The organism is Serratia symbiotica (Periphyllus acericola) (assembly GCF_964019515.1).
Taxonomy (GTDB): Bacteria; Pseudomonadota; Gammaproteobacteria; order Enterobacterales; family Enterobacteriaceae; genus Serratia; species Serratia symbiotica_D.
The window spans coordinates 165654-177761 of the sequence record NZ_OZ026452.1; the positions used below are offsets into that span (position 1 = coordinate 165654).

The window sequence follows — 12108 nt, forward strand, 5'->3', positions numbered from 1 at the left end:
ATCGATGCCACCGCAGGTCAAGGCCGCGCGCCGTTGCGGCGTGCCACGCCATGTCTAGCTAAGTGGCACGATCTTGCTGGTGCTGCTGGTTGTCTGGTGGGGTGTGGCCGCCCTGTATTGGGTTAGCCCGCTGTTTTTACCCGCGCCGCAGCAGGTTCTGCATCAACTGATCATCATTGCCAGCCCGCATGAATGCCACCCTGTGGCAACATCTGGTGGCCAGCCTGGGACGCATGGCGGCAGTGATCATCGGCATTCTGGTGGGTTTTGCCATGGGCTTAATGACACGGTGCGCGGCATTCTCGTTCCGCTAATTGAAATTTATCTTCCGGTGCCGCCATTAGCTTATTTGCCGCTGATGGTGATTTGGTTCGGTATCGGCGAAACCTCGAAAATTTTACTGATCTCTTTGGCGATTTTCACACCAGTGACATTGTCCGCCATGGCGGGGGTGCGTAGCGTGGCACGGGTGCGAGTGCGCGCCGCCCACACGCTGGAAGACAATCGCTGGCAGGTGCTGTATTTTGTGGTATTGCCAAGTGCGTTGCCGGAGATGCTGACCGGTATCCGCATTGGGCTGGGTGTCAGTTGGTCGACCTGGTGGCTGCCGAATTGATCGCCGCCACGCGCGGCCTGGGATTTATGGTGCAATCCGCTGGTGAGCTTCTGGCGACCGACGTGCTGCTGGCACGCATCGGCGTGATTGCGATTATTGCATTTGGACTGGAAATGTGGCTGCGTACCTTGCAACGCCGATTGACCACTTGGCATGGAGTACAGCAATGAACGAACGTCTAAATATCACCCCGTTGGAGCCTTATCCTTATCCTTATATTGGTGCGCAGGTAGAGAACGTAGAATTGGCTAAGCCGTTAGGCGATGGGCAATTCGAGCAGCTTTATCATGCGTTGCTGAAGTAGCAGGTGCTGTTTTTCCGCAATCAGCCTATCACGCCATTACAGCATCGCGATCTGGCTGGCCGCTTCGGCGACCTGCATATTCATCCCGTATACCTGCATGTCACCAATGTGGAAGAAATTATAGTGCTGGACACTTACGACGACAACCCGCCGGATAACGATAACTGGCACACCGATGTGACCTTTATCGATAATCCGCCGTTTGGGGCGATTTTGGCGGCCAAGACGTTGCCTGCCACTGGCGGCGATACGTTGTGGGCCAGCGGCATTACCGCTTACTAGGCGCAGTCGGCACCGTTCAAACAGTTGTTGAGTGGGCTACGGGCGGAACATGATTTCACTAAGTCATTTCCTGAATACAAACATCGTGGCAGTGAAGAAGAGCACCAGCTTTGGCAGCAAGCCATGCAGAAAAACACACCATTGCTGCACCCGGTAGTGCGTACCCATCCGTTCAGTGGACGCCAGGCGCTGTTCGTCAACGAAGGTTTCACCACGCGGATTGTCGATCTGGCAGTGCAGGAGAGTGAAGCGTTGCTGAACTTCTTGTTTGCCCATATTACCAAACCGGAATTTCAGGTGCGTTGGCACTGGCAAGAAAATGACGTGGCGCTCTGGGATAACCGCGTGATGCAGCATCATGCTAACTCGGATTACCTACCGCAACGGCGCATTATGCACCATGTGACCATTTTGGGGGATAAACCTTTTTATCGGGGTTAAGCAGCTGTGCGGATCTGCGGCTGTGTTGCTGCACTGACCCACCTATGATGTATGTTTGTTTCTAGCGCTTTGCCTCGCACCCGCACCGCCGTTTTTCGATAATGGCAACGGCGGTAGTAAATATTAAGATTCGAATGACTGGGTCAGATTTTCCAACTGCTCCTGTGCCTCAAACCAGGTTATTTCCGTCTCTTCCAAGTCGGATTTTGCCTGGTTTTGTCGTTGCAGACACTCGGCCAACTCGGCCTTACGGCTGATTTGGTACAGTGCCGCGTCTGCCAGTTTTTCTTCCACCTCTGCCAACTCGGCACTCCGTTTTTCCATCTGTTGTTCCAGCTTTGTAATGTGCTTGCGCAGTGGCTGAGTCTGGGTGCGGAATTTGGCTTCACGACATTTTTGATCTTTACGCGCTTGCGCGCTGTTGCCGCCGCTTTGCTTCTCCAGCGCATCATGCTGGCTCTCCTGACGCTGCAAATTGATCAGCCATTGTTGGTAGTAATGCAGATCACCCGCAAACACTTCAACTTGGCCATCGTGCACCAGATACAGATCATCAGTGGTATAGCGCAACAGGTGACGGTCATGTGAGACCACGACCAGCGCGCCTGCGAAATCGATCAGTGCTTAGGTCAGCGCCTAGCGCATATGCATATAGAGGTCCAGGTGGTTGTGGTTGGTTCATCGAGCAGCATCAGGTTAGGGCGTTGCCAGGCCGATTTCACCGCTTAGCGGTTGCAGAGAGCCAGCCAACAGTTTGATTAGGGTTGGTTCATCAAGCAGCAGTAGGCCTGAAAGGCATATCAGCGCCTGCGCCAACCGCCGGAGAAGGCGCACACCGGACTTTGCAACTGTTCATTGGAGAAGCCGAGGCCATGTAGTGGGTTGGCGGCGCGGGCGCGGATAGTCCAGGCGTTGATGGCGTCCAGTTTGCCGTGCAATGTGGCAATGGCGTGGCCGTCGTTTTTCTCGTTGGCGAGCTGCAATCCAGAGTCAAGCTGACGAAATTCACGGTCGCCGTCGATAACATACTCTATTGCTGGCACATCCAGTGCTGGCGTTTCCTGGTTGACCCCCAGGACAAAGCCCAATGGTTGGGGAAGGTGTAGCTACCGCCGTCTGCGGTGATCTCGCCCTTCAGCAGCGCCAACAATGTGGATTTGCCGCAGCCGTTCTTGCCTACTAGCCAGATCTTCTGACCTGGATTAACCGTCGCCGTGGCGTTGTCCAACAGGACGCGAGTGCCGTGTCGGATTTGTAGCGAGGAGAATACACTCATAAAGTGCCGTATGTTCAGAGTGTGTTAAATTGTTATCTAAGGTATCAGCGTGTATTGCGTTCGCTGTTTTAATCTGCGCGTTGAATGGTAAGGGAAAACCGTTACCATGACGATGCTTTGGAGGGGAATGATATTGCCGCAGCCCAAACTTTTGCTGCTGTATTCGCACCCGGAAGCCCATGATTCGGTGGCTAACCGGGTTTTGCTCTGATCGGCACAGTAGTTGGAACATGTTAACGTACACGATTTATATGCGCACTATCCTGATTTTTTTATTGGTATTCACTACGAACAACAGTTGCTGCGTGAACATCAGGTCATTGTTTTTCAACATCCTATTTATACTTATAGCTGCCCTGCATTGTTGAAAGAATAGCTGGATCGCGTGCTGTCGCGCGATTTCGCCAACAGCATGGGTGGCAATGCGTTGGCGGGCAAGTATTGGCGCTCGGTGCTCACCACCGGCGAGCCAGAGGGCGCTTATTGTCCCGGCGGTTATAACCGCTATTCGATGGTGGATATCCTGCGGCCGTTTAAACTGACCGCCGCCATGTGCCATATGCACAGGCTGACGCCGAATCCTGGTATACTGGGCCCGCCGGCAGAAGCCGGAGGTATTGGAAAGCCATGCCACGGCTTATGGTGACTGGCTGCGTAATCCGCTGCCCTAAAGAGGGCGCTAATAATGGAAGGATCGTCTTTACTAACAGCCATTCTGCTGCTCCTGTTTGCTGCGGTGGTGATGGTGCAGATCGCCTGTCGGTTGGGAATTGGTGCGGTGCTAGGTTACTTTATTGCCGGTATCGCCATCGGTCCCTTGGGGCTTGGTATTATTCGCGATGTTGATGAAATAATGCACTTTTCTGAACTGGGGATAGTGTTCATGATGTTTATCATCGGGCTGGAACTGAATCCCAGTAAGCTGTGGAGGCTACGGCGTGCGATCTTCGGTGTTGGTGCTGAGCAGATGTTGATCACTGCAGTAGTGATTGGCGCACTGCTATTATATGTGGCAAATTTTGCCTGGCAAGCTGCTGTGATCGGGGGTATCGGATTGGCGATGTCTTCCACCGCCATGGCGGTGCAACTGATAAGTGAGAAGGGCATGAACCGCAATGAAGGCTGCCAGTTAAGCTTTTCGGCGCTGCTGATTCAGGACATGGCGGTGATCCCGACGTTGGCACTGATCCCGATCCTGGCCGGGGCTGATGGCACCAGTGATGATTGGGCGAAGACAGCGCTAAAAGTGGCGGCGTTCGGCGGCATACTGCTCGGCGGGCGTTTGCTATTGCGGCCACTGTTCCACTATATCGCCGCTTCTGGCGTGCGCGAGATTTTCACCGCTACCGCACTGTTGGTGGTGTTGGGCGCGGCGCTCTTTATGAATGCACTCAGCCTGTCGATGGCGCTTGGTACCTTTATAGTTGGTGTATTGCTGGCGGAGAGCGAATACCGCCATGAGTTGGAGATCTCCATTGAGCCGTTGAAAGGGCTGCTGTTGGGGCTTGTTCTTTATCTCGGTGGGCATTGAGTTGAATATCGGCATATTCTACATCCATTTGGCCGAAGTGTTGATCGGTGTGCTGCTGCTGGTCACCATCAAGTCAGTGGTGCTCTATTCGCTGGAGCGCATTTTTGGCTTGCGACGCTCGGTGCGCCTGCAATTTTCTGGTGTGCTTAGCCAAGTAGGAGAGTTTGCCTTTGTGCTGTTCTCGACGGCGGGAGCGCAGCAAGTATTGCAGCCTGACTCACTTTAACTGCTGCTGGTGGTCACGCTGCAGATGATGACCACGCCGCTGCTGATGCAGATTATCGACGCATTTTGGCACGCCGCTATAACGCTAAAGATGAAAATGCGGAGACGCCGCACGTTGAGGATGACGAACAACAGGTGATCATCGTCGGCTTCAGGCGTTTTGGTCAGATGATCCGCCGTCTGTTGATGGCCAATAAAATACGTATTACCGTGCTAGAGCGCGATGTCAGCGCTGTTAGTGTGCTACGGCGCTATGGTTATAAGGTGTATTACGGCGATGCTACTGAGCTGGAACTGTTGCGTGCTGTGGGAGCCGGGAAGGCCCAGTCGATCGTGATCACTTGCAACGAGCCGGAAGATACTTTGGCAGTCGTGCGCCTGTGCCAGCAGCATTTTCCGAAACTGAGGATTCTGGCACGCGCGCGGGGCCGCGTTGAGGCGCATGAGCTGTTACAGGTAGGGGTAAGGCAATTCAGCCGCGAGACCTTCTCCAGTGCACTGAAACTGGGGAGAAAGACGTTGGTAGCGCTGGGCATGCATCCGCATCAGGCTTATCGCGCCCAGCAGCATTTCCGCCGCTTGGATATGAGTATGCTGTGGGAACTGATGCCTCCGCATCAGGGCAAAGTGGCGCAAATTTCCCGCGTGAAAGAGGCACGGCGTGAGCTGGAAGAACTTTTCCATCGTGAAATGCAAAAAGAGAGTTGCCAGTTCGATGGCTGGGATGAGGACGAATAAGCGTGAGCACAGCTAGGGTTGTAACACGTAAGCGGTTTATCGCTGGTGCTATGTGTCCGGGGTGTAACGCTATGGATACGCTGGCGGTTTGGCGTGAAGATCAGGTTGATGTGGTGGCCTGTGTCAAGTGCGGCCACCATCGGCGGCAGAACGAACAACAGTTGGAAAAACATCTTCGGCCTCAGGAGCAAGTGATTGGTATTTTCCATCCATAGTAGTGTTATCCGACGTATTTTTTTACCCGAAGGGCACAGTAGGGCATATTTCCGATACAATCTGCTCAGTAAAAGCGCAGTTCTCACCATGGTGGGCGGCGTCCAAGTAGCCAACGGTAGGAGATATCATGAAAGTAGCAAAAGACTTGGTGGTCAGCTTGGCCTACCAAGTACGTACAGAAGACGGTGTTTTGGTTGATGAGTCTACGGTTAGTGCGCCGTTGGACTATCTGCACGGGTACGGTTCTTTGATTGTAGGTCTGGAAAAAGCGCTCGCAGGCCACGAAGCAGGCTCGCTTCGACGTTACAGTTGGCGCTAACGAGGCATACGGCAACTACGATAAAACCTGGTGCAACGCGTGCCGAAAGACGTTCTCATGGGCGTTGATGAATTGCAGGTTGGCATGCGTTTCCTGGCTGATACCGATCAAGGCCAGGTGCCAGTTGAAATCACTGAAGTAGATGGCAACCACATGTTGGTTGGTCAGAACCTAAACTTCAACGTGGAAGTGGTGGCCATCCGAGAAGCGACCCTTGAAGAACTGGCACACTGCCCTGTTCATGGCGAGCACGATCATCACCACGAACAGGGTGATGGTTGCTGTGGCGGTCACGGCTATGATCATGACCACGGCAAGAAAGGCGGCTGCGGTGTCTCTTCTGACTGTGCAGCGATCATTTAGGATTGAGTGGCACGCAGCTTGTCGGTCAGTGTGCGCAGGTGTTCGTGCATTTCCATTTGGTGTTGAACGACGGTCTGGTTCAGTTCTCCTATAGTGAGTTCCTGAAAGGCCAAACGGCTTTCCAACTCTTCAAGCCGTTATAGCAGCAGGCTTTGTGTGTCGGTGTGTTGCATGAGGCAACCTCTGAAATAATTAAGAGCCTATCCTATCCCATTAGGCTATTTTATTTGCCATGTTGGCCCTGGGCAGTGCTCACTCTCCTCACGTACTCTCTGTACGCTGCGGTTGTGGCGCGCTGTCCCTGTGCAAACTAGCTGCAACAATGAACGCCTATTGGGATAGGCTCTAAATCCTAATTCCGGTGCTATGTTAATAGTTGTAGTCGGGTTTGCCCTGTACTATTTATCTGGTTATCTGGGCAGGGCGCTAATGTGCTGAAGAGTTATTACCACCTTTTCCTAACGTTTTCGGGTAAGGTGAAAGAAAAATCTAATTTATCATACAAGTGGCACGTTAAAGAAAACCTGTTTATAAAATCGAAGTCTCATTTTGACTTTATGGCTGACCTGTACCATTGTTTTGTTTTCTTTCAGGCTGCTATATAATAACTCAATTATCTTACTTAATAATTGTTTGGGGCATCGCTTCAGACACGGGAGAAATGGATGAAATTTTTGTTTAAAGTTACACTTCTGGCAACAACCATGGCTTTGTCTCTTAATGCGACACAGGCCATGGCTGACGATGCCGCCAAACCGGCAGAGACTGCCAAACCCGATAACGCTGCGGCAACGCTAAGCACTGGCAAGTTCAAGAACAATGATGATCAAGCGGCTTACGCACTGGGTGCTTCTCTAGGCAGTTACATGGGTAATTCTCTCAAAGAGCAAGAAAAGCTGGGTATTAAGCTAGATAAAGACCAGTTGATTGCTGGCGTTCAGGACGTTTTCGCTAACAAGAGTCAACTGAGTGACGCGGACATCGAGAAAACCCTACAGAGCTTTGAAGCGCGCGTAAAGGTTTCTGCTCAGGCGAAGATGAAGCAGGAGGTAAAAGAAAACGAAGCCAAGGGTGTTAAGTATCGTGACATCTTTGCCAATGAAAAAGGCGTGAAGAAAACCGAAACCGGCCTGCTGTATCAGGTAGAGAAATCAGGCACAGGTGCAATACCGAAAGATAGCGATACTGTTGTCGTTAACTACAAAGGCACCTTGACTGATGGCACCGAGTTTGACAATTCTTATACCCGTGGCGAGCCATTGTCGTTCCGTTTGGACGGTGTTATCCCAGGCTGGACCGAAGGTCTGAAACACATCAAGAAAGGCGGTAAGATCAAACTGGTTATCCCTCCGGCATTGGCCTACGGTAAAACTGGCGTTCCAGGCATCCCGGTAAATTCCACGCTGATATTCGATGTTGAATTGCTGGACGTGAAAGCGGCACCGAAAGCAGAGACCAAAGCGGTGAAACTGGCTGACGCCAAAACGAAATAGGATCGACGTCCTATCGCCAGCGCCGCGAATGCTTTCGCGGCGGCACCACTTCTCCATTGATTCGCTTGACGTCTACCGTGTATCAGGCTTAACGTCAATACTGCGTATACACTGGCAGATTTGCTAGACTCGTTATCTGAATTTATAAGTTATATGCCTACCCTTAGGGTGTGTACCCGAAACTGTTCCAAGCCGTCATGCCTCGCAGACGCTTGTCGCGCTGTTTTTATGCTGATACTGGTGCAAAAGACCCTGCACGAGCAGTTTTAGCTGCGTTCCTGGCACAGGCGATCTATTTTAGAGTGGTATTTTTAATGTCTGAATCACTTTTATCCAGCGAAGCCAGCGAACTTGATTTGCTTAATGAGTGGCCTTTTAGCCAGGCGGATCACGCAATCCTGAAATCGTATGAAGCGGTGGTCGATGGTTTGGCGATGCTGATCGGCGGCCACTGTGAGATCGTGCTGCATGCGTTGGAGGACCTGAACTGCTCGGCTGTACGCATTGCCAACGGCGAACATACCGGGCGTAAAATCGGTTCGCCGATCACCGATCTGGCGCTGCGTATGTTGCATGACATGGTCTGCGACAGCAGCAGTAGTGTGTCGAAAGCTTACTTTACCCGTGCTAAAAGTGGTGCGTTGATGAAATCGATTACCATCGCTATCCGCAACCGCGAACAGCGAGTGATCGGCTTGCTGTGCATTAATATGAACCTTGATGTGCCGTTCTCACAGATCATGCAAACCTTTATTCCTCTGGAGACGCAAGAGGTGCCTTTTTCGGTTAACTACGCCTCTACCGTTGACGATCTGGTAGCGCAAACGCTGGCGTTCACCCTTGAAGAAGTGAACGCCGATCGTAACGTCGCCAATAACGCCAAAAATCGCCAGGTGGTGCTTAATCTCTATGAGAAAGGTATTTTTGATATCAAAGATGCTATTAACCAGGTGGCTGATCGCCTTAACATCTCCAAACACACTGTTTATCTGTATATCCGCCAGTTCAAAAATGGCGATCTGTTAGGAAGCGATCGTTGATAATTAATTACTGTTTGCTGGTCACCGGCCCGGCCTATGGCACCCAGCAGGCCAGCAGTGCCTATCAATTCGCCTCGGCGCTGTTAGCTAAAGGGCATCAGCTCTCCAGCGTATTTTTTTACCGTGAGGGGGTGCTTAATGCCAACCAACTGGCCGCGCCCGCCAGCGATGAGTTCGATTTGGTGCGGGCATGGGGGCAATTGGCACAGCAGCATGGTGTTACGCTCAATGTCTGCATTGCGGCGGCGTTGCGCCGCGGCGTGACCAATGAACAAAACGCGCAGCAGCAAGGTCTGCCGACCGCCAATTTGCAGCCGGGTTTCACCCTCAGCGGGTTGGGTGCATTGGCGGAAGCGTCGCTCAGCTGCGATCGCATGGTGCAGTTTTAAGAGATCATATGAAAAGAGTTGCTTTTATTTTTACCCACGGACCACATGGCAACGCTAGCGGTAGGGAAGGGCTGGATGCTTTGCTCGCCACTTCGGCATTGAGCGAAGATTTGGGGGTGTTTTTTATCGGCGATGGCGTATTGCAATTGTTGCCGGGACAGCAGCCGGAAAAAATTCTGGCGCGCAATTACATCGCTACTTTTGGCGTATTACAGCTCTATGATGTTCAGCAGTATTATTTGTGTCTGGCCTCGTTACAGGAACGCGGATTAAACCAGGTGACAGACTGGGTGCTGGACGCCGAAGTGTTGGCACCGGACGAATTGCGCCGCAGGCTGGCGGGTTATGATGCGGTGATGACTTTTTAGTTAGGAACGTTTAATGCTGTATACCCTGAGCCATTCTCCCACCCAATGTGACTTATCCGCATTATTGCGCCTGATGTTGGAAGGTGACGCCCTGCTGCTGATGCAGGACGGGGTATTAGCTGGCATGGCTGGCAGCACCTACCTTGAATTACTGTTGTTCAGTGTCCCAATATCCTTGTATGCGCTGCAAGACGATCTGGAGGCCAGAGGATTGGTAGGTTTTTTTTCGCACAAAATCACCATTATTGGATATAATCACTTTATTGAACTCACTGAAAAGCATCACAGTCAAATGGCGTGGTGAAAATGGTGATAGGCGTTGTTGAATAAATCGAATATTTGGCCGGCACGAGGATCAGATAACTCTCCTTGTGCTGTCATCAGATCACTCTCCTTCTGTCAAAATAGCGACATTCCGTGCCCAGCAAAAGTTCAACATCACCAACTGTAAGGCTTACAACAACGCCCTTACCACTCGGGGTTCACTCACTTGCTGGGGGGATGAAACGGCACTTCACGCCTGGTACTGCGAGGCAAAACTTTCTCTGCGTGGTCGCCCACCACATTATTCCAATATGGCAATCACCAGCGTATTGATGCTGAAACGGATTTTCGGCCTGACACTTCGCACCCTCCAGGGCCTCATCGACTCCAGTGTCACACTGATCAAAGTGCCGTTGAATTGCCCGGACGACACCTGCATCAGTAAGCGGGCGAAGTCCGGCCATGTCCCGTTTAAAACCCCAACGCCGGGTGAAATTGCGCACCTCGTTATCGACTCTAGCGGGCTCAACGTGTTGGGTGAAGGCGAGTGGATGGCAAAAAAATATGGTCAGGAAAAACGGCGGATCTGGCGAAAACTGCATTTGGCTGTAGATACAGAAACACATGAGGTCATCTGTGCTGACCTTAAAATCAAAGTCGCCTCGGCGGATCGGGCTTAGGATACGCGAGTGTGTGATGATGAGTTAAGGCGCAAGAGGCTCAGGGCGTTAGTACCGCCCAGCAGCGGAGCCCGTTATTGGTCGGCAGACTATGCAGAGCGAAATCAAGCGGTGGCGAACCAGCGCGTTACCAGAGACAACACACGGTGGAAAAGTATCACAGGCTACCACCGACGTTCGATAGCGGCAACAGCGAGGTACAGAGTAAAACAGCTATTTGGTGGTCACCTGTCGCTGCGAGATTATGATGGGCAAGTTGCAGAGGCGCTGGCCATGATCTGTGCATTAAACAAGATGCCGCTCGCCGGTATGCCAGAAAGTGTACTCCTTGCCTGAAAGCTGCCCATTCACAGGACTCTTTATTCCAGATCCGATTTATGCAACAAAGCCATGGTGATACTGTATATTTCTTGACACCTCTTCAGGTCAGCAATAAAATTCTGCGTCCTCGTACTATTGCTAATAGTGCATAGTAGGGGACTTATCACATGTTTACGAAGCAAGTACGAAGCAAAAACCAGGAGCTTTTTGAATGGCAACAATTAATCAGCTAGTTCGCAAACCACGCTCTGTGAAGGCTGCTAAAAGCAACGTTCCAGCGCTGGAAGCGTGCCCTCAAAAACGTGGTGTATGTACCCGCGTATATACCACCACCCCGAAAAAACCAAACTCCGCACTGCGTAAAGTATGCCGTGTGCGTTTGACCAACGGTTTCGAAGTGACTTCCTACATCGGTGGTGAAGGTCACAACTTGCAGGAACACTCCGTGATCCTGATCCGTGGCGGTCGTGTTAAAGACCTGCCAGGTGTGCGTTACCACACCGTCCGTGGTGCACTTGACTGCTCCGGTGTTAAAGACCGTAAGCAAGCACGTTCCAAGTACGGCGTGAAGAAGCCAAAGGCTTAATGGTTCTCCGTCAAGTAAGGCCAAACATTTTCACTTTAATATCAAAATAAACTCGTAGAGTTTTGGACAATCCTGAATTAACAACGGAGTATTTCCATGCCACGTCGTCGCGTAATCGGCCAACGTAAAATTCTGCCAGATCCTAAGTTTGGATCTGAGCTGTTGGCAAAATTTGTCAATATCCTGATGGTAGACGGTAAAAAATCGACTGCTGAAACCATCGTTTATACCGCGCTAGAGACCCTGGCTCAGCGTTCTGGTAAAGATCACCTGGAAGCTTTCGAAGTCGCTCTCGACAACGTTCGTCCGACGGTAGAAGTTAAGTCTCGTCGCGTTGGCGGTTCTACTTATCAGGTACCGATTGAAGTCCGCCCGGTTCGTCGTAATGCTCTGGCAATGCGTTGGATCGTCAATGCTGCTCGTAAACGCGGTGATAAATCCATGGCTCTGCGCTTAGCTAATGAGCTATCTGACGCAGCAGAAAACAAAGGTTCTGCTGTTAAGAAGCGTGAAGACGTTCACCGCATGGCCGAAGCCAACAAGGCGTTCGCCCACTATCGTTGGTAATTGCCACGCGGTAGTTATGCTAACCAGGCGGGCGCTTAAAAAAGCAAACCTACCTGGCTTAACTGAACTTGAACGCCTAAGGCAATGAG

10 protein-coding genes and 7 pseudogenes are annotated in these 12108 nt (G+C 51.6%); 15 read left to right on the top strand and 2 right to left on the bottom strand.

The genetic code is table 11. The annotated features are described in order from the left end of the window. Positions 1 to 70 precede the first annotated feature (70 nt). Positions 71 to 786: pseudogene (gene tauC, locus AACL06_RS00910) on the top strand (taurine ABC transporter permease TauC). Beyond that, positions 783 to 1643 (top strand): annotated as a pseudogene (tauD, locus tag AACL06_RS00915) (taurine dioxygenase). The pseudogenes tauC and tauD overlap by 4 nt, the downstream one beginning before the upstream one ends. Before the next feature lie 264 nt (positions 1644 to 1907). Here tauD and AACL06_RS10460 read toward each other — a convergent pair. Then, positions 1908 to 2919: pseudogene (locus tag AACL06_RS10460) on the bottom strand (ATP-binding cassette domain-containing protein); the annotation flags it as partial. Between the two features lie 127 nt (positions 2920 to 3046). Between AACL06_RS10460 and kefG the strand changes: the two are divergent. From kefG to slyD, 4 genes and pseudogenes are all read left to right on the top strand, one after another. Next, positions 3047 to 3590, top strand: a pseudogene (kefG, locus tag AACL06_RS00930) (glutathione-regulated potassium-efflux system ancillary protein KefG). A 14-nt stretch (positions 3591 to 3604) separates the two neighbouring features. Next, positions 3605 to 5413, top strand: a pseudogene (gene kefB / locus AACL06_RS00935) (glutathione-regulated potassium-efflux system protein KefB). Positions 5414 to 5463: 50 nt separating this feature from the next. Further along, entirely contained in the window at positions 5464 to 5628 is a 165-nt protein-coding gene (locus AACL06_RS00940; protein ID WP_425336919.1) for a YheV family putative zinc ribbon protein, read from the top strand. A 128-nt stretch (positions 5629 to 5756) separates the two neighbouring features. Then, positions 5757 to 6311, top strand: a pseudogene (slyD, locus tag AACL06_RS00945) (peptidylprolyl isomerase). On the opposite strand, the gene AACL06_RS00950 reads toward slyD, so the two are convergent. Then, the gene (locus AACL06_RS00950; RefSeq protein ID WP_339037352.1) at positions 6308 to 6436 is read right to left on the bottom strand and encodes a SlyX family protein; all 129 of its coding nucleotides are present in this window, start codon (positions 6434 to 6436) and stop codon (positions 6308 to 6310) included. The pseudogene slyD and the gene AACL06_RS00950 overlap by 4 nt on opposite strands. Positions 6437 to 6976: 540 nt before the next feature. On the opposite strand from AACL06_RS00950, the gene fkpA reads away from it, so the two are divergent. The 9 genes and pseudogenes from fkpA (at position 6977) to rpsG (ending at position 12019) form a co-directional block, all read left to right on the top strand. Further along, a complete protein-coding gene (gene fkpA, locus AACL06_RS00955; protein ID WP_339037353.1) occupies positions 6977 to 7804 on the top strand; it encodes an FKBP-type peptidyl-prolyl cis-trans isomerase in 828 nt (275 codons plus the stop codon). Positions 7805 to 8118: 314 nt separating this feature from the next. Next, entirely contained in the window at positions 8119 to 8844 is a 726-nt protein-coding gene (locus AACL06_RS00960; RefSeq protein ID WP_339038441.1) for a transcriptional regulator, read from the top strand. Beyond that, positions 8844 to 9233 (top strand): sulfurtransferase complex subunit TusD, encoded by a 390-nt coding sequence (gene tusD / locus AACL06_RS00965; protein ID WP_339038443.1) that lies wholly within the window; start codon positions 8844 to 8846, stop codon positions 9231 to 9233. The genes AACL06_RS00960 and tusD overlap by 1 nt, the downstream gene beginning before the upstream one ends. Positions 9234 to 9241: 8 nt before the next feature. Then, the gene (gene tusC, locus AACL06_RS00970; RefSeq protein WP_339037355.1) at positions 9242 to 9601 is read left to right on the top strand and encodes a sulfurtransferase complex subunit TusC; all 360 of its coding nucleotides are present in this window, start codon (positions 9242 to 9244) and stop codon (positions 9599 to 9601) included. A 13-nt stretch (positions 9602 to 9614) separates the two neighbouring features. Continuing rightward, positions 9615 to 9905: a sulfurtransferase complex subunit TusB gene (tusB, locus tag AACL06_RS00975; protein WP_339037356.1), complete on the top strand. Its 291-nt coding sequence runs from the start codon at positions 9615 to 9617 to the stop codon at positions 9903 to 9905. Positions 9906 to 9920: 15 nt separating this feature from the next. After that, positions 9921 to 10052, top strand: a complete 132-nt coding sequence (locus AACL06_RS00980) for a hypothetical protein (RefSeq protein WP_339037358.1) — start codon at positions 9921 to 9923, stop codon at positions 10050 to 10052. Further along, positions 10006 to 10881: pseudogene (locus tag AACL06_RS00985) on the top strand (IS5 family transposase). The gene AACL06_RS00980 and the pseudogene AACL06_RS00985 overlap by 47 nt, the downstream one beginning before the upstream one ends. Positions 10882 to 11077: 196 nt before the next feature. Then, positions 11078 to 11452 (top strand): 30S ribosomal protein S12, encoded by a 375-nt coding sequence (rpsL, locus tag AACL06_RS00990; protein ID WP_004930426.1) that lies wholly within the window; start codon positions 11078 to 11080, stop codon positions 11450 to 11452. Between the two features lie 96 nt (positions 11453 to 11548). After that, a complete protein-coding gene (gene rpsG / locus AACL06_RS00995; protein ID WP_339037361.1) occupies positions 11549 to 12019 on the top strand; it encodes a 30S ribosomal protein S7 in 471 nt (156 codons plus the stop codon). Positions 12020 to 12108 lie beyond the last annotated feature (89 nt).